Here is a 21,984-nt window from a genome sequence, read left to right on the forward strand (position 1 = left end):
CAAACACTTATGTATAAATTTTTGTTTGGTTAATTATGATTATTCATTTTTATAATAATTCAAACATGCCCATTACAAAAATGTATATTTTCTTTTAAGTAATAAAATATTTTTGAAATTAAATTTAACAAACTCACTACTTAATAGCGTAATGCACGATTTTCATTCCATCATCATAATTTTTATCGGATATTAGGGATAGCGCATAGTTCTTTTTGACTCCTTCAAATAGTTTCGTGCCAGAACCAATGATAACCGGATTGAGCTTGATTTTTACCTCATCCAATAAATTGTTGTTTAACAACCAACCTGCTAATTGACCACCTCCGCATAAATAGATATCAGTATCTGCTTTTTCCTTTAGTTTCTGGATTCGTTCAATCTCCAATGGGACAACCTTTACCTGTTCATGTTTATTTTCAAATGTCAAGTTATTGGAAAGTATGTATTGCGTCATGTGGGCATAAGTAGGAGAGGGATCACCTGGTTTCACACCGAATTGATAGCCAAATTCATAGGTCTTTCTCCCCATCAATACATGATTGAATGCCTTTAGATCTTCTATATATTGCTTTATGGCTTCACCTTCATAGGTAAATCCACTCACATTATCCTGCTCTCCAGAGATAAATCCATCTACGGAGGAGGCTACGTAATAAATGATTTTTTTCATATTTTCCTTTCTTCTTTTAGTGTAGGGTGATGTTCTCTTTGATGCCTATATCCTCCAAAAAGTATTGATCATGGGATACTACAATCAAGGTCCCTTGGTAGGATTGTATGGCTGCGGTTAGTATTTCAATATTTTGAATATCGATATTGTTTGTAGGTTCATCCAATATGATGATATCAGGCGATTTGCTACTAATGTTTAAACAACACAATAAAAGTCGCATGCGCTCGCCACCACTCAGTACCAGACAACTTTTGTCCCAACTTTCTTTGGGAAATAAAAATCTGTTCAAACGAATCTTAACCTCATGCTCCAATAAACCAGATTGGTTAAAGGACTGTGCCATCTCATAGACTGATTTTGAAGAGCTGACCATAGAATAATCCTGGTCGACATAAACATAATTAAAGTCTGCTTTTTTAATCTTGCCTTCACTCGGAGCTATTTCGCCAATCATTAGCTTGATTAAACTGGTCTTTCCAGACCCGTTATTGCCTTTGATCGCGATCCTATCTCCATATTTTAGTTGGAAATCCAAGTTTTGTTTCCAAAGGTCGTTCCCATTGATTTGAAGGTTGACTCCATCTATCTCCAGTAGAATTTTCCCAACTGGAAGACCAGATTCCTCGAATCCGAATTTCATTTGGTCGATTTCCGGTAAATTCGACCTGAGATCTCTCAGGTTTTGTTGGATACCTGTGATCTTTTCCTGATGTACACCCTTTAGTTTGGCGCTACTACCCTCGGCCTTATTTTTCAAGGCACCCATTAAGATCTTCGGGATACCGGCTTTTTCCTGCTTTTTCTTCCCACGGGCATTGAGCTTGTTCTGCCTTTCTAGGGCTTCACGTTCTCTGTCTTTGGCTTTGCGTAACTCCTTTTCCTTGGATTTTACATCATGATCCAAGGCGTTCAGGGCAATTTCCTTCTGCTCAGCAAAAAACTCGTAATTCCCGCCATATTTTGAGATGCCATTTTTGCTCATCTCTGCCATTTCTGGGATTAGCCTTAGAAGTGCTCGATCATGGCTTACCAGCAATAGTGTTTTGTTGCAATTTTCTATAAATTGATAAAGCAGTTCCCTGGATTCCAGATCAAGGTGGTTGCTTGGTTCATCCATCAAGATCAGTTCCGGATCATGGATGTCGATGCCCGCCAAGAAAACCTTGGTCTTCTGTCCACCACTTAATGTCGATAAAGGCTGATCTAATTTTAATCCTATTAGGTTCCATCGGTTTAGGGCCTGTTGAACCCTGTCCTCAATAGTCCAATCATCATTGAGGATGTCGAGGAGCTGCTCGTCCATCTGTCCCTCGAGTATAGCATGAAAAGCTTTTAATTTATCCTCAATTGCCAATACCTGCGCAATGCTCATAGCATTGTACTTGTCCAATAATTGTGGAATGTAGTAAGGCGTACTTGCACAATCAATCGAACCAGCATGCAGCTTGACCTCCGAAGCTATGGCTTTGAGTAAAGTGGATTTGCCTACACCGTTATTGCCGATCAGTGCAATTTTTTCTTGCTTATTGACGACCAGGTTAAGGCCTTGAAATAAAATATCTTTATTGGGGTGGATATATGTTGCGTTCTGTATAATAACCATAATTCCTTTCGCTTAAGAGATAAAACCATCGAAAAGCATTCAAATGCTTTGTTAACTGTTTTCGGAAAGAAATTGGGTATTACATATATCCTGTTTTGATTAATAGTACTGCAAATATAGAATTTTTATTTTTAATGCATGATTTCTATTGCCTTATGCATTTTCTATTGTTCTAAAAGTTAGGTTTATCCGTGCCCCATGTATGGTTTTAGTGGGAGGGAGCCTATGTAACCAATGGTCCTGGGTTTGATCTTTCATGATCAGCAAGCTGCCATCTTCCAAGAAAATATCAATCTTCTCCTTGGAGTTTTTATGTTTGAATGAAAACTTGCGCTCTGCACCAAAGGTAAGGGAGGCGATTGCTCCATGTTTTTTCAGGTCCTTTTCTCCATCACTATGCCATGCCATTCCTTCGGAACCATCATGGTAAAGATTGAGCAAGCAGGAATTGAAAGTCTCTCCGGATTCTCTTTCCACGATTTCCTTTAGTTCAAGCAATACCTCTGTCCAGGGTTGTGCAATTTTCAGGATATTGGAATAGCTATATTCAAATCTTTTATCACCATACCAAGCTACTTTTCGCTTGGTTTCGATATGCCTCCCGAAGATGACTGCCTGATCATTTTTCCATTCAATGCCATACATTAACTTTTCAAAATAACCTTTTTCGGAATCACAGACTATGCCGTAATAGTTAACGCATCCATCATAAGGCAATAGATTTTTACTAGGATCAGCAGTATTAAATAACTTCATTGTGATTTTCTTTATCAGTCTTAGCAAATTCCCAGCCCAACATCAGTGTTTTGCGCAAAGGGTTCCATCGATATCCTCCAGTGTGCCCCGAAGTCTGTATAACGCGGTGGCAAGGAATCAAATAGGCGATTGGATTGCTCCCGATTGCCGTTCCGACTGCCCTCGACGCACTAGGATTACCTACCTTTTCTGCGATTTCCTTATAGGAGTTCAATTCCCCCATTGGAATGGATAGCAAGGCCTGCCATACCTTCAGCTGGAATGCCGTTCCTTTTAGATGCAGTTTAATGCGTTTTAAGGAAGAATCTTCCAGGTTGAAGATTGATAGGGCTTCCCGATGGATGGCTTTCTCCTCGGCGATAAATACTGCCTTCTCAAAGGAGTGTTCTAACTCAGCCAACCCTGCGGCATCATCATCGACGAAAGCCAGGTAACAGATCCCTTTCTCCGTAGAGGCAATCAGGCATTTTCCAAAAGGACTGTCCTGAAAACTATAGGCGATGGATAGTCCCTCAGCACCTTGTTTAAATTCCGCTGGTGTCATGCCTTCGATTTGAACAAACATATCGTGCAATCTGCTGGTACTGCCAACACCGGTCAAGATATGGGTGTCAAATAGGGTCCGTTTTTCCTCCTTCAGCAATTTCTTGGCATAATTGACCTGTGTATACTGAAGGAATTTCTTCGGGCTGGTCCCGACCCAATCCGAAAACAAACGCTGAAAATGAAAAGGGCTTAAATGAACATGCTCCGCTATCTCTTCCAAGCTAGGTTTCTCCTGAAAGTGATCCTGGATAAACAGTATCGCCTTGGCAATACGATCATAGTTTAACTCTTGTTGCGACTTTTCCATATTCAAATTTGCACACTAATCGGAATAATAAAAATCCGAATCTTGCTAATTTACAAAGAACCTAGAATAATATGAGGTTGAACCAGGATGTTCGAGATGGGAGGATGGACCAAGATCATTATTCCGCTAGAAAGATTCCCAATTTTCGTAGGGCGAATTGAATTCGCCCGCTTCCTACATTTCCCATCTAAAAAAACGAAAGGCAATTTTTTCAATTGCCTTTCGTTTTTTTTATTTCGCTAAATAACCGCCATCCACTGGATAATAGGATGCCGTCACAAACGAAGCTTTATCCGAAGCCAGCCATAAAGCCAACTCGGCTACTTCTTCCGGCTTACCCAAGCGTTGGAAAGCATGCTGTGTTTCTAGATATTTCAAGGAATCTGCGTCCAGGTTAGCCTCCACTAATGGGGTGGCAATAAATCCAGGACCAATGGCATTGATGCGAACTCCTTTGGTCGCATATTCCCAACCTGCCGCTTGGGTCAATCCCACTACACCATGTTTGGCTGCAACGTATGCCGAAGATTTTGCAAAACCAACTGCTCCAAGGATGGATGCCATATTGATAATGCTACCGCCCACCTTCTCAATCTCTGGGATCTGATAGTGCATGCCATAGAATACCCCATTGAGATTGATGTCGATAACCTTCTTCCAACCTTCGATGGATAGGTCAGCAACAGCGTTGGACTCTCCACCAATACCCGCATTGTTTACTGCAATATGTAGGGCTCCGAAATTCTCGATGGCAGCCTCCACAATTTTTTTATTGTCCTCAGCAGAAGATGCATCTGCTTTAATAAAGATGACATTCCCTTCGCCGAGATTATTGATCAATTCTTCACCTAACTTTTCGTTCAGATCCGCTATAACAACTTTAGCACCTTCTTTTACAAAAAGTTCAACGATCGCCTTCCCAATGCCGGAAACACCTCCGGTTACAATAGCCACTTTGTCATTTAGTTGTTTCATATTGTTCGCTTATTATTTTGATAATAAGATACAAAGAAAACAAGTGCAGTTATGTGACTTTTGTCATCCAAAAAGCTGATTATGACTTTAATAGGAAAGTGCAAGTCAAAGCTTACAATCTTTTGATAATCATAAACTCAAGCCTTACCTGATATGAATAGTATTTCTTTTATTCGGTTTTTTCGGGACTGTCTGTACTCAAGATAATGGAATCTCCTTTGCCGTATTCGTTGGAGTAAACCTTGATCAATACCCCCACAGAAGAAAGGATCAATGGTCCGAAGATCAATCCCAACATACCAAACAATTTCAATCCCAATAGCACCCCAAATACAGTGATCAGCGGAGGGACATTCCCTAAGGTCTTAAGGATGGTAAAACGTAAGATATTATCGATACTTCCGATCAACAGGAAGCCATATAGGAGAATACCGATACCATTGGCGGTTTCACCGCCAGCTAGGGTAATGATTCCTAATGGTACATAGATAGTCATGGTTCCCAAGACTGGAACAATGGAAGCAATACCAGTCAGCATACCCATCAGGATAAAGTTATCCACCCCGAAGATCCAATAGCCTAGCATAGCCACCAAACCTTGGAAAAATCCTAAAATTGGAATACCGATGGCATTGGAACGAACCATGGAGTCAAATTCTTTCCATAGTTCTAGTTTGCTTTTTGGCGAGAAAGGCACGCCGCTGGAAATATAGCTTTCCATTTGTCTACCATAGACCAACATAAAATAGAGCACAAACAAGGCCACTATAATATTGATCATGACCTCCGCCACTGAATTCAAGATGCTGGGTACATATTTGGTAAACCGTTGCAACATATTGAGCAAGGCCTCATCAGACATATCTATATCCTTCAGGAAGGGCTTGTCTGCCATATATTCCTTCAAGAGATTAAATTGAGAGACGATCTTATCCGTATTGTTCAGGAAACTGGTAATCTGTGGGACCAAATAATCCACCAGGGCCCAGATCGGCAATACAATAAAGACTATCGATATGAGAATAAACAGGAGACTGGTCAGGATCTTGTTCCATTTTCTCCTTTCCGTCAGCTTAAAATAGCTGTTTCTGAACAGCACATATAAAGTAATCGCTCCTAAGAAGCCCGGCAAATAATAGTATAGGTTCTTGAAAATTAGGATACATACCAGGATAATGATGATAATCAACATGATCTGGTTGATGGAATTGTTGTTAATCTGCTTCGTTCTCATATTCAGTAGCAATTTAAGGAATAGATGCGAATTATGGGATATGAGATGTGAGATTTGGGATAGGAGATAGCATAACGCTAAAACATTACCAAGCATCACTCACTTCATTTCCTTTCCTTATATCTATAATCTACTAAACTGTAGTTTGGTTGATGTGGTTTGCAGATTGGAGAAAAATTAAAATCAAATCTTTCAAAAAGCTTATAGAAAGTTTACTACCTCCATACTCATATCCCACATCTCAAATCTATTTTTAATAAAATGTGCTAGAAAGGTTACTATCTCAATACTCATATCTCACATCTCAAATCTATTTTTGGAAGTTTACCATCTCAATACTCATATCTCACATCTCAAATCTATTTTGGAAAGTTTACCATCTCAATACTCATATCTCACATCTCAAATCTATTTTGGGAAATTTACTATCTCAATACTCATATCTCACATCTCAAATCTATAAAACAAGAAAAGCCCATCCTTTTAGGGGATGGGCTTTTCTTATTTTATAATGCTTACGCGCCTAATTGTACACGTTTGAAAGCAGTGACAGTCAATCCTTTAGCAACTGAATCCAAGAACTGAGCGATAGATTTAGAAGAATCTTTAACGAACTCTTGGTTCAATAAAGTGTTTTCTTTGTAGAATTTGTTCAATTTACCTTGAGCGATTTTTTCTACCATTTCTTCAGGTTTACCTTCAGCACGGATTTGTTCTTTAGCGATTTCAAGTTCGCGTTCGATAGTTTTTGTGTCCACGCCATCTTTATCGATAGCCACTGGGTTCATTGCAGCGATTTGCATAGCAACGTCTTTACCAGCTTCTTCAACACCAGCAGCATCAGCAGAAAGGCCTACCAATACACCTAGACGGTAGTTACCGTGGATATAAGCAACAACTTTATCAGCAGCAACAGTTTCGAATTTAGAAACGTCGATTTTCTCACCGATCTTACCAGTTTGTTCGATCAATAAGTCAGCGATTTTAGTACCACCGATTTCCAATGCTTTTAGGTCTTCTAGAGTAGCAGGGCTGTTCGCTAACGCAGCGTCAGCTACTGATTCAGCAAATGCAACGAAATCAGCGTTCTTCGCTACGAAGTCAGTCTCACAGTTTACTTCAACTACGATACCTGATTTGCCATCAGCCGCAGCTTTAGCAATAATTACTCCTTCGTTTGAGTCGCGGTCTTGACGGCTAGCAGCAACTTTAGCACCTTTTTTACGTAGGTAGTCAACAGCAGCTTCGAAATCACCATTAGCTTCCACTAATGCTTTTTTACAGTCCATCATACCAGCGCCAGTTTGTTGACGCAATTTGTTTACATCTGATGCAGAAATTTGTACTGACATAGTATATTTTTTGTTAAAATTACAATTGATGTGTTAAGCATTCCTTGAATTAAAATCAACAGAATGTTAACTTTTAATGTTCAATAGGTTTTTGCCTTTCAGCAAAAAAACCGGAAAGACAGGGGCGGTAAAAGGAAGCAGATCTTCCAGAAACCAACACTTGTCTATCCGGCTTATATTATAGAATAAGATTATTCTACGTCTTTCGCTTTACGAGTGCGTTTTCCTGGAGTCGCTTCAGTAGCTTCACCATTGTCCACTGCAGCTTTAGCAGCAGCAGCTTCTTTTTCCGCGTCCTCTTCTTTATCGCGCTTGCGCTCTTCCAATCCTTCGATGATAGCTTTACCAATTACGCTTGCAATTAAGCTGATTGATTTAGTCGCGTCATCGTTCGCTGGAATAGGGAAGTCGATGTTTGTAGGGTCAGAGTTTGTATCAACCATTGCAAAAGTAGGGATGTTTAATTTCATCGCTTCTGCAACCGCAATATGCTCTTTCTTAACGTCGATAATGAATAATGCAGCAGGTAAACGGTTCAAGTCTGCGATACCTCCTAAAAGGTTCTCTAACTTGATACGCTCACGTTGGATCATCAATTTTTCTTTTTTAGACAATACATCGTAAGTGCCATCTTTTTGCATTTTATCGATGTTTGACATTTTCTTGATTGATTTACGAACAGTTGCAAAGTTAGTAAGCATACCACCTAACCAACGTTCTGTAACGAAAGGCATGTTTACTGCTTTCGCTTGTTCTGCCACGATTTCTTTCGCTTGTTTCTTTGTAGCTACGAATAAAACTTTACGACCTGATTTTACGATCTGTTTGATCGCTGATGCTGCCTCTTCTAATTTTGTAAGAGTCTTGTTCAAGTCGATGATGTGGATACCATTGCGTTCCATGAAAATGTACTTAGCCATTTTCGGATCCCACTTACGAGTAAGGTGACCAAAGTGAACACCTGCATCCAATAATTCTTGATATGTTGTTCTTGCCATTTTTTGATCCTCCTTATATTAACGTTTACTGAATTGGAATCTTCTACGAGCCTTACGACGTCCTGGTTTCTTACGCTCAACCATACGGTCATCACGCGTCATCAAACCTTTAGCACGTAAAGCAGGTTTTACTTCTGGGTTAAGCTCTACCAAAGCTTTTGCAATCGCTAAGCGAACTGCTTCTGCTTGGCCTTTTACCCCACCACCTTGAACGTTAACATTGATGTCAAAATTTGCAAGAGAGTCAGCTACCAATAAGGATTGAGTAACGATGTATTGCAAAGGTAATGTAGGAAAATATTCCTTGTAATCTTTACCGTTTACGGTAATGTTTCCATTGCCAGCTGTTAAGTAGATGCGGGCAACAGCAGTTTTTCTTCTTCCTGAAGTGTTAGTTGTTGACATAATCGTTCTCCTTAAAATTTAACTGGTTTTGGATTCTGAGCCTCATGCTTGTGCTCTGTTCCAGCATAAACATATAGGTTCTTAAATAACTGACGTCCTAAACGGTTCTTAGGCAACATCCCGCGAACAGCTTTCTCAATGATGCGCTCTGGGTGCTTTGCCATTAACTCTTTTGGAGAAACGAAACGCTGACCACCTGGGTAGCCTGTGTAGCGAACATAAACTTTGTCGCCCAATTTGTTTCCAGTCAATCTAACTTTGTCTGCATTGATAACAATCACGTTATCTCCACAGTCTACGTGTGGGGTGAATGAAGGCTTGTGCTTTCCACGGATCACTTTCGCAATCTCGCTTGCCAAGCGCCCCAAAATCTCGCCTTCAGCGTCAACAACGATCCACTCTTTGTTAACGGTGTTCTTGTTAGCAGAGACAGTTTTGTAACTTAACGTATTCACTTGCTTTTATTTAATTAATTAATAATGTTTTAAATCCTTCTGTAATCACTACAATAAGGTCTGCAAAGGTACAATAATTTAATTTAATTCTCAAAGCCAATTTTATTTTTTGTTTACGGCTGTTTTTCATGGTCTTAGCCGCATGGCAGAAATCCCAGACTAGGCCTTGGTTTTCCTTAAGCAAAGTGTATTAATGTATTCACTAAAGCGATTGTCAGATTGGACAATTCGTGGGAATAAAATTTGGACTGAATTTATGGGAAGGAGGAGAGCAAGGTTCAATACGAAAAATTGGTTTTTTATATTTAGAGGTATAACCCCTTTTGGGGTTCCATTATTTTAGCAGACATGGCACGTTAGCCTGGAGGTAGCGCAAAAATGATGTTCGATTAATCGAACATCATTTTTGTAATAGCCCTTTATAGTTCAATACCAATTATAAAATAATTCTGCCCTTCTAGGGCAGTACATCGCTAAAAAGGCCTTTCTTTTCCGGTGTCACACTGAGGAACGAAGTGTCTCGGAGAGATGAGAACCTTCAAAAAGAAAAACATCCATTGCTGCATTGGCGTACAGGTCCTCAATCTTCGATTGAGAATGACAAGGTCATGAGGTGGAGAATCGTACAGATTCTTCACTAATCGTTCAGAATTAATACTCCTGAGAGGGATTCAGAGCACAGCGAAGAATCTATTTTTTTATTTTTATAGAATTGTTGTCATCGAAAGCATAGCGAACGAACTATTTCCTTTCCTAGGGTAGATTTATTGAAAAATATTTCACCCCTTCCAGGGGTTATCCGGTAAACGGTACATTTTTCTACAAAGATGTCACCCCCGCTGGGGGTTTTCTGCAAACACAATCCTTCCGTAGGAAGTCCTTTAGCCTCCGGCTCATTTCCAGTGGCGGAGAGATGGAGAGAATGCCGTCGACCTGTGCGATGGGATTGGCCTTGGAATGCTTCCAAAAGATCATCCCATCAAAAGGGATGGTCTTTTGAAAGATATTCCCGACAACAAGGCATTCTTTTCATGTGTGGATGATTGTGCGAAAAGCCACCTTAAATGGGCCGAAGCCTTTTGGTTACTTTTGGGCTCCAAAAGTAACAATACGATTGGTGTCACTGAGCTCCTTCGTCGGTTTGGTTACTTTTGGGCTTCAAAAGTAACATAGAAAATCCTTTGATATTCAAATGCACTTTGGCTAATATTGGATGCCAGCTTGAATTTAGTTATTGCAAGCTTTGCAATGCTGATTTTAACATCATTCGAGACTCATTCGGAATTTTTGCAAAATGCACAACCATATCCTTGATAACTTCCCGAAGCATTCCCGAATGATTCTCGAATATGCCTCGAATAAAACCCCTGTTTTGGTCGCATAGTTAAAGCAGATTTTCATTGGGTAAAATGGGAGGGAAATAACTTACAAATATCCTATAATGAAAGACCCGTTGATTTCAATCTGTGGACATAAAGGATTCAAACAAACTAAGGGGTTGCCTAGTATAATTCTACCTTCAAATTATTTATGAATTGGACTTTTGGCATTATAAGCTTATCACAGAAATATTACGCGTGATTAAACATTATGAAGGGTGATTTTATCGTGATTTAACATTTCTTAAAGATATTCATTTAAACTTTTCTGCATTTTTGTACTCTTTAAAATTAATTTATTACCTTGAATTGCCTTAGACTGTGCGCTAAGCAAGATAAAAGGTGAATAATTAAAGAGATTTAGATGAGAATATTACAATGGTGCAAGCCCCTGGTTCTGGGAATAATGTTGATGGCGGGACAAGTGTTGTTTGCGCAAGAATTGAAGGATGATAAGGGTTATAAGGAGCAATTGGCATCAATTGAGTCCAAGCTGAAAAGCGGTGATTTAGCAAATGCCTTGCAAAGTATTGAGGAGACCCTGGAAAAATATCCGAATGGGGCAGAGGTCTACTATGCCAAATCCTTGTTATATGCTCAAGCTAGAAACTTTGATGTTGCCTTGCCTGCCGCTGAGGAGGCCGTGAAGATTTCCCCTGAGAACATTCTCTATAACAACCATCTTTTGGAACTGTACAAGAGCAAAGGTGACTTTGCCTCTGCGGTTGAGTTATTGGATGAGTTCATCAAGAAGCAGCCCAACAATCCCCAAGTATATCGCGAAAAGATCATGATGCAGCATGCCGGTAAAAAATCGGAAGATGCATTGAAGACATATGAGGAAACGAAAGCCAAGTTTGGTGAAACGGATACGCTCGATGTCCTGAAGGCTGAAATCTTGATGGATATGGACCGCCCAAGAGAGGCGAATGAGGTTCTTCAGCAATGGAGAAAGAAAAAGTCGCCAATCCGCCAGGTGTACAGCAGCCTGAGCTACATCTTGATGGACGAGAAAAAACCGAAGGATGCCTTGAACGTTTTGGAAGAGGGGTTGTCCACTACCAAAGATGATCTGCTATACTTGGATATGGCAGACGCCAATATGGCGATGAAAAAAGGTTCGCAGGCTTTTGAGAATATCAAGAAAGCATTCCAGTCTGATGCGGTTACCTTTATCGACAAGCATCGTGTCATGATGAACTTGGTGAACAACAATAAGGATTTTACGAAGGATCAATTGCAGGACTTGGCGAACACGTTGGTGTTAAAGCACCCTAGGATGCCAGATAGCCATATGTTTAAGGGAGATATCCTTTGGATGCGTGGCGACCTTGACCAGGCAAAATCTTTGTACCTAACAACGGTAAGCATGAACCCGCAGCATGTGGATGCTTGGCGGAAGCTGATCAATGTGGAATTGGCGCAGAATAAATTGGATGAAGCGATTGTAGATGGAAAAGAGGCATTGAGCCATAATCCTGGGAATGTGATCATCACTTATTTTGTTGGGGTTGCCTATATGATGAAAAAGGATACCAACAATGCCAGGTTGTTCTTGGAGCGTGCGCTGGATCAGAGTGGCAATGAAAATGACTTTGTGAAATCCATGATTTATGGTGGACTGGGTGATCTATACCATGAAATCAAAATGGAATCGGCATCTGAAGTGGCGTACGATGAGGCCATCAAATTGGATAGCAATAATGTCACGGTGATGAACAATGCGGCCTATTACCTTTCGCTACAAAAGAAAGATTTGGAAAAAGCTGCCGAATATGCCAAGAAGGCGAACGAGATGGAGCCAAATTCTGGAACTTTCCAAGATACTTATGCTTGGGTACTGTTCCAACAAGGTAAGTATCAAGAGGCCTTGGTCTGGATCGAGAAAGCCATCAAAAATTCAGAACCTTCAGGCGTATTGTTTGATCATTATGGAGATATCCTGATCAAATTAGGAAAGACTAAGGAAGCATTAAAACAATGGGAGAAGGCGATGACCTTTTCGGAGGGAAGTGCCTTGGATAAGGAAAAGCTAAAACAGAAAATCAGTGAGAAGAAATATATTGAGTAAAATCAGTTTGGTCTTGGCGGTATTGATGCTTGCATCAGCTTGTGCCAGTAAAAAGGCAACCGTTAAGAAAGACAATGCAGGGACTACAGCAAAGGGTAAGGACCTTTTGAGTACCTATGAATTGAACAATTTGAACTTTATAACCTTTTCGGGAAGGGCAAAGGCGAGGGTGCAGTTTGGTGAAGAAACTCAAAACGTGACCTTGAATGTGCGTATGGAAAGGGATAAAGCCATTTGGATTTCCGTTACTGCTTTGTTGGGGATTGAAGCTGCCCGGGTATTGATTACTCCAGACAGTGTGAAGATCATCAATAGATTGCAGAGCGAATATATCGCTAAACCTTTTTCCTATATATATAGGTATACCAATCCAGGTATTTCCTTTAGGATGTTACAAGATATCTTGGTGGGTAATATATCCACAGAGATGTTGCGTACCGATCAATTGCAGATTGCAACCAGTGAAGAAGATGTACAGGTTATTGGGGTTAAAGATGGTTTAACTTTTCATTATGGCGTGAACAAGAGCAACCGACCAACGCTGTTCAACCTGATGGAGTTGGGCAAATCCAATAAACTGGAAGCCCAATACAGTGAATTTGCAGTGATCGACGGACATAATTTTCCACAAAGATTCACGTTAAACATTGAAGGTAGTGGTGCGAAAGTGTCCTCAGATATGCTTTACAACAAGTCTGAATTCAATAAAGGCGTGGAACTGAATTTCAGTATTCCGTCCCGATATAGGGCAATCAATTAATTGCTAGGGCGATTGAATGTAAAGAAATTGTGTTTTTATTATTTTCGTATTAACTATATCCTTATTTTTGGAAGTTCTGTAAAATAGAGACGAAAGAATTTAACATTTCATGGATTTTAAAAAGATTGTACTCAGTATATTTTCCTTATTGCTATTTGTTGGCTTGAGCTATGGACAAAGTAGTTTGGAGTTAAAGAAACAAAGAGAAAGAATAGATAGAGAAATTGCTGAGCTCCAAAAAATATTAAGTGCAAAGACCCAAGAGAAGATACTTTCACAAAAGGAAGTTTCTGCACTGAGTAAGCAGTTGGACTTAAGGGAGAACAAAATCAGTACAATCAACTCGGAGTTGCGCATCATCAACAAAAACATCTCTTCGAATAATGCCATCGTAGACAAGCTTAAAGGGGAGTTGGAAAAAATGAGACAGGATTATGAAAAAATGATCCTCTTTGCATTCAGGAACAAGAACTCCTACAATAAGATGATGTTTATTTTCGCCTCAAAGGACTTTAACCAAGCCTTTAAAAGGGTGAAATATCTACAGCAATTTACGGATGCCAGAAAGGTAAAAGTAGCCGAGATTGAAGGGACGAAGAAACAGATTGAGCTGAAGATTGCTCAATTGGAAAGAGATAAAAAGACGCAACAGTCCCTGTTGAAAGAACAGGAAGCGGAGCGCAATACCATTGCCAAGGATAAGGCAGCCCACTCGCAAGAGCTGAACCAATTGGCTCGTGAGGAACGTACCTTCCGTGGTCAATTGACCAAGAAACAGCAAGAGAAGAAGCGTTTGGATGCAGCGATCAAAACTGCCATTGCCCGTGAGGTGGAAGCAGCTCGTAGAGCAGAGGAAGAGCGCAGAAGAAGATTGGCGGAAGCTGAAGCTAAGAAAACGGGTACCACTGTTACAGAAGCGGAGAAAAAAATTGAAAAGAAAACTGGTTCTGCCGTGCTGAACAACTCGCCGGAAGCAACCAAGTTGTCGGCTGGTTTCTCATCCAACAGAGGACGTCTACCTTGGCCGGTTGGACAGGGTAATATCGTTCGTAATTACGGTAGTGTGACGGTGGAACGTGGAGTACGTGACTTCTATGATTACATCCGTATCCGTACATCGGATGGGGCACCTGTAAAAACCGTATTTGAGGGTACTGTATTGCAGGTTATCAATATCGGATCTTATGCGGTCGTGGTTCAACATGGTGAATATCTGACAGCTTATTCTAACCTGAAATCGGTGAACGTAAGCAAGGGACAGAAGATCTCGACAGGTACCGTAATCGGTGCTGCAGACTCGGATCCAGAGGTGGGATATTCCTACATTGACTTGAGTGTTTATCGCGGTACAACTTCGATGAATCCATCAATATGGATAGCAAGATAGTTACAGGGTTTTAAATTATTTATCTATATATTTGTTAGATACACTAAAAGAAAAGAATCAGTAAATTAGTAGAATATGTATACATCAGGATTATTATTTATCGGTACCAATGAGATTATCATTATCGTGGTATTGGCGTTATTGTTATTTGGGGGAAAGAAAATTCCTGAATTGATGCGTGGGTTAGGACGTGGCGTGAAAGAATTCAAAGAAGGCCAAAAAGATGATCCAAATGCTGAAGGCAACACAAATACAACAGCTAATAATGATACAGTTAACAAACAAGGTTAATTATATTCATTAAAAGATTTTATAGAGTTTCACTAGATATGTAATGTGTCTGGTGAAACTTTTTTTTTTATAGCTAACCAAAAGAATTGGCACAATTTGCCAACGATAAGCGAAGAACTAACACAGATAGTTTTTACAGTAGCGATTACTTATGAACAAAAAAATTAGTTTCCTAGTTACAATAGGCTTGTGTGTCCTGAAGTTTGGATACGCACAGGAACAGCAGTCGGACCCCAGCTTCTTTGGGGACACCTTTCAGGCCAATATTATTGACCAATTAGAGAAAGATAAGGAAAAGACTTTCCTGATGTTGGATTCTGTCAAGCAATTGGCAGGTGGCGGCGTTGTCTTCAGTGAGGAGGACGTCAATATTGCCCAACGTATCCAAAGGATACAGAAAACTGTTCCCTTGGAATATAATGCCCGCGTGAAGGCTTACTTGGATAAGTATATTTCCAGGAACTATAAGCCTTACATGGAAAAGCTGCTTGGCTTGAGCGAGTATTATTTCCCGATCTATGACCAGATCTTTGCCGAACAAGGCGTGCCTGATGAGGTCAAGTATCTGTCAGTCATCGAATCCTCCCTTAATCCACATACCGTTTCAACTTCTGGAGCTGTAGGGCCATGGCAGTTTATCTATGGTACGGCAAAGGTTTATAACCTGACCATGGATTCTAACTTTGATGAGCGTAAGGATGTTTATTCGACAACCTATGCAGTATCCAGTTATTTAAAGGAGGCTTATGATGAGTTCAATGATTGGTTGTTGGCTCTGGCTTCATACAATTGTGGTAGGGGCTGTGTACGTCGAGCAATTATCCGTTCTGGATTGAATAGCCCGAACTACTGGGAATTGTCTCCTTTCCTTCCTAAAGAGACGCAAAACTATATTCCTAAGTTTATTGCGATGACCTATGTTTTGAACCATGCTGAACTGTATGGCTTGAATACGGAAGTGAATGACCTGCAAACAGATCATAGGGTGTTGATGCTTGATAAATCGATCAATATGAAGCAACTTGCTTCGGCCTTGACCTGTTCTCCTGAATTGCTGAAACAATTGAACCCAGGCTATAAGCGTGAGGTGGTGATTGCCAGTCCTGAGAAGCAAAGGCGCTTGGTGATTCCGGTGAACGAGGCTATGAGTGATTCCCTGATTTATGCTGCTCTGCATAATCCACAGGATGAGGCTATTCAAAAAGCCATCGCCGCTGTGGATGTTAAAGAGGATAAAAACCATGAGGTAGCCAAAGGGGAGACCCTGCAGACGATCTCTAGAAAATATGGGGTGACTGTCCAAAACCTAATGGCTTGGAACAATCTAACCTCAAGGAGTTCAATTACCGGCAAGTCTTTGGTGGTATCTAGAGCAATAGATGAGGAATTGACGAAGAATGTAGTGGCTGCAACCCGTGCAAAGGCTACGGTGAAAAGTAATCCTACCTATGTAACCTATGTGGTGCGCAAAGGGGATACCTTGTCGGAGATCGCTGGTAAGCACCGTGGTGCAACAGTCAATAAGATAAAATCAGATAATAACCTGCGTGGGTCAAACCTTCGCATTGGTCAGAAACTGAAGATTTATAAGGGTAAGAGTTAAAGAGGGATTACCTAAACAAATAGAATTTAAAAGAAAAGATGCGGCTATGATAAATAGGCCGCATCTTCTTTTTTATCGAATTCTTCCAAGACCACCTCAACATGTTCTTTAAGGATGGTTGAAAGCTTTAATCCATAGTAATCACTGAACACCGGGAACTGATGGTGGCTGCGGTCGATTAGGACGGCTGTACGCATGCGTTTCAAGGGAACATTAAGGAACACGCCCAGACCATAAGCTAGCGTCCTACCGCTGTTTAAAACATCGTCTATCAAGATAATTACCTTATCCTTTGCTGTTTCAACCGGTACATCAGTTGTAGCCTCCAAATTACGCTTGGTTTTCTGCACCGTAACCTTGATCAATTCAAAGGTCTTATCAGGTGCTATTTCCATTAATATCTTCTGTAAGCGCTCAGCAAATACATAACCGCGGTCAGCAAGACCAACAAGTACAATTGTAGACTCATCAAAGTTATCTTCTACGATTTGATAAGCAATACGTTTAGACTTTTGGTGGATCTGCTCTTTATTTAGGATAAGTGTTTTCTTAGATGACATTGTTGCTTTTTTGATAAGGGTAAATTTAGCAAAAATTTAAAAAATAAAGTCCGAAAGCATGACTTTCGGACTTTATTTTAATATTTTATAATTCTAGTTTGATCTAGTGAAGATTGCTTTTTTGATTTGGATTAGCATCGGCAGTCATGATTCGCTCACCATCTTCCAATTTAGGACGGCCGCCGTTGTAATAATATCTTTTCCAGTATGCTTCATTTAGGTTACTAACCATGACACCTTTGCTTGAGGATGCATGTGCAAATTTGTCGTCTCCTAAATAAACACCTACGTGAGTAATGCTTCTGCTTCTAATCTTAAAGAACACTAAGTCTCCTGCTTGTAAATCATTCTTGCGAATAGGAGTTACGTTGGAGTATTGATTGCGGCTGTTATAACCGATCGTAGTGTTGAACACATTTTCGTAAACTGCCAATGAGAATTTAGAACAATCGATCCCTCTTTTAGAATCACCACCAAGGCGATAAGGAGTTCCTAACCATTCGTAAACAAATTGATAAAGTTTTGTGTTCGTAGTAGCGTTTGATGCAACGCCCATGATTTGAGAGAAGTATTCTTTTGCTAGGTTATCAGGGTCTGAGGATTTTTGGCTGGTTTGAGCCTGCGAGAATAGACATAAGCCTATGAATAGCATCACTGCCACTAGTTTCTTTGTTTTCATTAAATCGCTAATTTATACAACCATAAGCTCCCTGAAAACCTTCATTTTTTTGTAATTTTTCAAACGAGCTGAAGCAAATCTAATACATACTGTATAGAATTCAAAACATTCTTAAAGAAATTTAACAAAGTTTTAACACTTTTAACATTTGTATTTTTTATCTGTTCAACCTTTTATTTGTCGAGTTACATCTAAATAATGGCTTATTTTGATATAAGGCTACTTTTTACAATTTTTTTAAATTTTTTTAATAAAACTACATTGTTATATAAAATTTAATAATATATTTGGGCATTCAAAAGCAAAATTAATGTTAAACGCATCTATTATTATTACAATTATCATTACCACCGGGGGCAATACCAGGAGGAAGTGATTCTATTGTATAGTAATTAGTACAGATATTAGAAGCCTTCCTCTTTTGAGGAGGGCTTTTTTTATGACGAAAAAACAAACAGTAAATAAACAGAGCAAGAAAGCATGAAAATCCTAAAATTTGGCGGGACATCCGTAGGTTCCGTAGAAAGTATCAAAGCAGTATTAGCAATCGTAAAAGAATCTTACGAAGCTGGAGAGAAGCCATTGGTCGTATTGTCAGCGATGTCAGGAATCACCAACCTGTTGACAAAAATGGCTGAAGATGCAGCTGAAGGCAAACCTTTTGCCGAAGATCTGAAACTCTTGGAGGAGAAACACTTTGAGGTGGTCAAGAAATTGATCGCTGTGAAGTTCCAAAATCCGGTGTTAACCAGATTAAAGCTCTTGGTCAATGAATTGGAAGACCTGTTGCAAGGGGTAACCGCACTAAAGGAACTGAGTAATCAGAGTAAGGACCTGATCATCTCTTACGGCGAACGTTGCAGCAATTATTTGGTCGCCAAGATCATGGAGCAAGAGGTTCCCGAAGCAGAGTATATCAATGCTTCCCACTACATCAAGACAGACTCCAATTTTGGTAATGCCCACCTGAACGAACCCCTTACCGCACAATTAATCCAAGCTCTTTCTCAAACTCACGCCGATAAACTCCTATTTGTAACTGGATTCATCGGTTCTAATGACAAAGGCAGGATCACAACTTTAGGTCGTGGTGGTTCGGATTATACCGCTGCCATATTCGGTTCGGTACTGAATGCAACAGCCATTGAAATATGGACCGATGTGAACGGTATGTTGACTGCTGATCCTAGAATCGTTAAGAAAGCTTTTTCTTTGCCTGTACTTTCCTATACTGAAGCTATGGAGCTTTCTTATTTCGGAGCAAAGGTTATCTATCCTCCGACGATGGTTCCGGCTTTTATGAAGAAGATCCCTATCGTTATCCGCAATACGTTTCAGCCTAAATTTCCTGGAACGGTTATTCAGTTCGAAACCGGAAAGTCTGGTTTTCCTATAAAGGGGATATCCTCGATTTCTGATGTTTCAGTAATCAACTTGACGGGTAGCGGCATGGTTGGGAAGTCTGGCTTCAGTGGACGCCTATTCACCCTATTAGCTAGAGAGCAGATTAACGTCATCTTGATTACCCAATCTTCTTCTGAACATAGTATCACTTTTGCTGTTAATCCAAGTGATTCGCAAAAAGCCGTTGAGCTTATCCAGAACGAGTTTGAACTGGAGCTCTTGGCTAATAAGTTATCCCTGCCAGTGGTAGAGAGCGATCTATCGATCTTGGCTATCGTAGGGGAGAACATGAAACGTACGCCTGGCATGTCTGGTAAGTTATTCCATGCGCTTGGCCGTAACGGTATCAATGTACGTGCAATAGCTCAAGGATCATCAGAGTTCAATATCTCCGTTATCATCAATAAGGAGGATCTTTCTAAGGCACTCAATGCTGTACATGATGCGTTCTTTGCTGAATTAAAGAAAACTCTTCACGTATTCAATATCGGTACTGGTAATATTGGTTCTACTTTGTTCAGCCAATTACATAAACAACATGCTTTCTTGGAAGAACAAAATGATATTGAAGTAAAGGTTGTGGGTATCTCTAACTCCAGAAGGATGTATTTCAATGCTGATGGAGTGGATCTAGGAAATTGGAAGGAAGAAATGGATGCGAATGGAGAGGTTGCTGATCTAGCTACGTTCATAGCTAAGATGCAAGAGATGAACCTGCCAAACTGTGTATTTATCGATAATACAGCAAGCAAATTGCCTTCGACCTATTATGAAAATATCTTTAAATCGAATATCTCAATTGTAACTTGTAACAAGATTGCAAACTCAGGCGATTATGCGCAATATAAACTATTACATGAGACCGCTAGAAAGCATGGGGTAGATTTCTTCTATGAAACCAATGTAGGTGCTGGTTTGCCGATAGTGAGGGTTCTGAAGGACCTAATGATGAGCGGCGACCGCTTGTTGAAAATAGAAGCTATCCTATCCGGTACTATTTCCTATATCTTCAATAATTTCAGAGGAGATGCTTCATTCTACGATGTGGTGAAGAAAGCACAGGAGCTAGGCTTTACAGAACCCGATCCACGTGATGATCTAGGCGGTATCGACTTTATGCGTAAGATGCTGATATTAGGAAGAGATGCAGGATATCCTATCGAGTCCTCTGATGTTCAATTAGGTAATATACTTCCGGAAAGCTGCTTGAAGGCAAATTCCGTGGATGAGTTCTACGCTGAATTGTTAAAGGCTGACGAGTACTTCAATAATTTGAAAGAGGAAGCTGAAAAACAAGGCAAGGTTATCCGCTATATCGGTACCTTAGAAAATGGTAAAGTAGCCATTAGTTTGCAAATGGTCGATGAGAGCCATCCATTCTATGCGCTATCTGGCAGTGATAATATCATTTCATTTACGACTGAAAGATATAAGGAAAGGCCATTGGTCGTGAAAGGTCCAGGTGCAGGTGCAGAAGTTACTGCAGGAGGTGTATTCGCAGATTTAGTCAACGTCGGCGCTTAATTCATAAAAAATAGAAATCATGTCAAATCCTGAACAATTAATAAAAAAGGAAAATACATTGAATCCAGACAAATGGTTAAAAGAAGTACGCGTATTTGCTCCGGCTACGGTAGCAAATATGATCTGTGGCTTTGATATATTGGGTTTTGCGGTGGATAAACCTGGAGACGAGGTTTATATGCAAAGGGTGGAAGAGTCCGGTGTAAGGATTCGTTCTATCCAAGGAGATGATGGCCGCTTGCCATTAGACCCGGATAAGAATACAGTGAGTGCCTGTGTCAAGATGTTATTGAGCCATTTAGGTCTTGAAGAAGAGGTTGGTATTGAAATCGACCTGATCAAGCACATGCCCATTGGTAGCGGATTGGGCTCAAGTTCGGCTAGTACCGTTGCTGGTTTGTTTGCAATAAATGCTTTATTGGGTAATCCGTTGACCAAGAATGAACTGATGCCATTCTGCGTAGAAGGCGAACGATTGGCTTGTGGCCATGGACATGCCGATAATGTTGCTCCAGCGTTGATGGGTGGCATTACATTGATCAGGGGTTATGAACCTTTGGATATCATTAATCTGCCGGTTCCGGAAGATTTGGTTGCTGGTATTGTGTTTCCGCAAGTGGATGTGCCAACTAGGGACGCTAGGCAATTGATCAAGGAAAAAGTATCCTTGAAAGATGCCGTTAACCAATGGGGAAATATAGCTGGCTTAGTTGCGGGCTTATACCGTAGCGATTACGAATTGATCGGTAGAAGCATGCACGATGTATTGATAGAGCCTACTAGGGCTATCCTGATCCCTGAATTCTATGAAATGAAGCGCATAGCGATGGAAGCAGGAGTGCTAAGCTTTGGCATCTCAGGGTCAGGACCTTCTGTGGTTGCCATCAGCAAGGGATCTGAAGCCGCTCAAGTGGCGGTTGATCGTATTCAGGAGCATTTGACTGCTAATGGTATCGAAAGCTTGCAGTTTGTTTCTGCAGTCAATGCTGAAGGACCCAAAATTCTTTCTTAAACCTAAA

At 40.4% G+C, this 21,984-nt stretch carries 20 protein-coding genes; 8 read left to right on the plus strand and 12 right to left on the minus strand.

The window, feature by feature from the left end:
- Positions 1-136: 136 nt before the first annotated feature.
- From CKW03_RS04245 to rplM, 10 genes are all read right to left on the minus strand, one after another.
- On the minus strand, positions 137-673 hold the full coding sequence (locus tag CKW03_RS04245; RefSeq protein ID WP_093098728.1) for a dihydrofolate reductase family protein: 537 nt from the start codon (positions 671-673) through the stop codon (positions 137-139).
- A 16-nt stretch (positions 674-689) separates the two neighbouring features.
- On the minus strand, positions 690-2,279 hold the full coding sequence (locus tag CKW03_RS04250) for an ABC-F family ATP-binding cassette domain-containing protein (RefSeq protein WP_093098729.1): 1,590 nt from the start codon (positions 2,277-2,279) through the stop codon (positions 690-692).
- Positions 2,280-2,432: 153 nt separating this feature from the next.
- Positions 2,433-3,035: an alpha-ketoglutarate-dependent dioxygenase AlkB family protein gene (locus CKW03_RS04255; RefSeq protein WP_093098731.1), complete on the minus strand. Its 603-nt coding sequence runs from the start codon at positions 3,033-3,035 to the stop codon at positions 2,433-2,435.
- On the minus strand, positions 3,022-3,888 hold the full coding sequence (locus CKW03_RS04260; RefSeq protein WP_093098732.1) for a bifunctional transcriptional activator/DNA repair enzyme AdaA: 867 nt from the start codon (positions 3,886-3,888) through the stop codon (positions 3,022-3,024). The genes CKW03_RS04255 and CKW03_RS04260 overlap by 14 nt, the downstream gene beginning before the upstream one ends.
- A 231-nt stretch (positions 3,889-4,119) precedes the next feature.
- Entirely contained in the window at positions 4,120-4,863 is a 744-nt protein-coding gene (locus CKW03_RS04265) for an SDR family NAD(P)-dependent oxidoreductase (protein ID WP_093098734.1), read from the minus strand.
- A gap of 169 nt (positions 4,864-5,032) precedes the next feature.
- Positions 5,033-6,097, minus strand: a complete 1,065-nt coding sequence (locus CKW03_RS04270; protein WP_093098735.1) for an AI-2E family transporter — start codon at positions 6,095-6,097, stop codon at positions 5,033-5,035.
- A 515-nt stretch (positions 6,098-6,612) separates the two neighbouring features.
- Positions 6,613-7,449: a translation elongation factor Ts gene (gene tsf / locus CKW03_RS04275; RefSeq protein WP_093098737.1), complete on the minus strand. Its 837-nt coding sequence runs from the start codon at positions 7,447-7,449 to the stop codon at positions 6,613-6,615.
- 191 nt (positions 7,450-7,640) lie between these two features.
- On the minus strand, positions 7,641-8,447 hold the full coding sequence (gene rpsB, locus CKW03_RS04280; protein WP_093098738.1) for a 30S ribosomal protein S2: 807 nt from the start codon (positions 8,445-8,447) through the stop codon (positions 7,641-7,643).
- 18 nt (positions 8,448-8,465) lie between these two features.
- Positions 8,466-8,852, minus strand: a complete 387-nt coding sequence (gene rpsI, locus CKW03_RS04285) for a 30S ribosomal protein S9 (protein ID WP_093098740.1) — start codon at positions 8,850-8,852, stop codon at positions 8,466-8,468.
- An 11-nt stretch (positions 8,853-8,863) separates the two neighbouring features.
- Positions 8,864-9,307 (minus strand): 50S ribosomal protein L13, encoded by a 444-nt coding sequence (gene rplM / locus CKW03_RS04290; RefSeq protein ID WP_093098741.1) that lies wholly within the window; start codon positions 9,305-9,307, stop codon positions 8,864-8,866.
- A 957-nt stretch (positions 9,308-10,264) separates the two neighbouring features.
- Here rplM and CKW03_RS04295 point away from each other — a divergent pair.
- The 6 genes from CKW03_RS04295 (at position 10,265) to CKW03_RS04320 (ending at position 16,798) form a co-directional block, all read left to right on the plus strand.
- A complete protein-coding gene (locus CKW03_RS04295) occupies positions 10,265-10,480 on the plus strand; it encodes a hypothetical protein (RefSeq protein ID WP_093098743.1) in 216 nt (71 codons plus the stop codon).
- 570 nt (positions 10,481-11,050) lie between these two features.
- Entirely contained in the window at positions 11,051-12,757 is a 1,707-nt protein-coding gene (locus tag CKW03_RS04300) for a tetratricopeptide repeat protein (protein ID WP_093098744.1), read from the plus strand.
- On the plus strand, positions 12,735-13,517 hold the full coding sequence (gene lolB1, locus CKW03_RS04305) for a lipoprotein insertase outer membrane protein LolB1 (RefSeq protein WP_236736514.1): 783 nt from the start codon (positions 12,735-12,737) through the stop codon (positions 13,515-13,517). The genes CKW03_RS04300 and lolB1 overlap by 23 nt, the downstream gene beginning before the upstream one ends.
- 109 nt (positions 13,518-13,626) lie before the next feature.
- Complete coding sequence (locus tag CKW03_RS04310; protein ID WP_093098746.1) at positions 13,627-14,904, plus strand: murein hydrolase activator EnvC family protein; 1,278 nt, start codon at positions 13,627-13,629, stop codon at positions 14,902-14,904.
- Positions 14,905-14,979: 75 nt separating this feature from the next.
- Positions 14,980-15,195 carry a Sec-independent protein translocase subunit TatA/TatB gene (locus CKW03_RS04315; RefSeq protein WP_093098747.1) on the plus strand — a complete coding sequence of 72 codons (216 nt, stop codon included), beginning with the start codon at positions 14,980-14,982 and terminating at the stop codon, positions 15,193-15,195.
- A 151-nt stretch (positions 15,196-15,346) separates the two neighbouring features.
- Positions 15,347-16,798 carry a lytic transglycosylase domain-containing protein gene (locus tag CKW03_RS04320; RefSeq protein ID WP_093098749.1) on the plus strand — a complete coding sequence of 484 codons (1,452 nt, stop codon included), beginning with the start codon at positions 15,347-15,349 and terminating at the stop codon, positions 16,796-16,798.
- Positions 16,799-16,842: 44 nt separating this feature from the next.
- On the opposite strand, the gene CKW03_RS04325 is transcribed toward CKW03_RS04320, so the two are convergent.
- The gene (locus CKW03_RS04325) at positions 16,843-17,358 is read right to left on the minus strand and encodes a phosphoribosyltransferase family protein (RefSeq protein WP_093098750.1); all 516 of its coding nucleotides are present in this window, start codon (positions 17,356-17,358) and stop codon (positions 16,843-16,845) included.
- Between the two features lie 103 nt (positions 17,359-17,461).
- A complete protein-coding gene (locus CKW03_RS04330; RefSeq protein ID WP_093098752.1) occupies positions 17,462-18,037 on the minus strand; it encodes a C40 family peptidase in 576 nt (191 codons plus the stop codon).
- Between the two features lie 480 nt (positions 18,038-18,517).
- Between CKW03_RS04330 and thrA the strand changes: the two genes are divergently transcribed.
- Together thrA and CKW03_RS04340 are read left to right on the plus strand one after the other, a co-directional pair.
- Entirely contained in the window at positions 18,518-20,965 is a 2,448-nt protein-coding gene (gene thrA, locus CKW03_RS04335; RefSeq protein WP_093098753.1) for a bifunctional aspartate kinase/homoserine dehydrogenase I, read from the plus strand.
- A gap of 19 nt (positions 20,966-20,984) precedes the next feature.
- Positions 20,985-21,977, plus strand: coding sequence for a homoserine kinase (locus tag CKW03_RS04340; protein ID WP_093098755.1), 993 nt, complete (start codon positions 20,985-20,987; stop codon positions 21,975-21,977).
- The last annotated feature ends 7 nt before the right edge of the window (positions 21,978-21,984 follow it).

The organism is Sphingobacterium mizutaii (genome assembly GCF_900187125.1).
Lineage (GTDB): Bacteria > Bacteroidota > Bacteroidia > Sphingobacteriales > Sphingobacteriaceae > Sphingobacterium > Sphingobacterium mizutaii.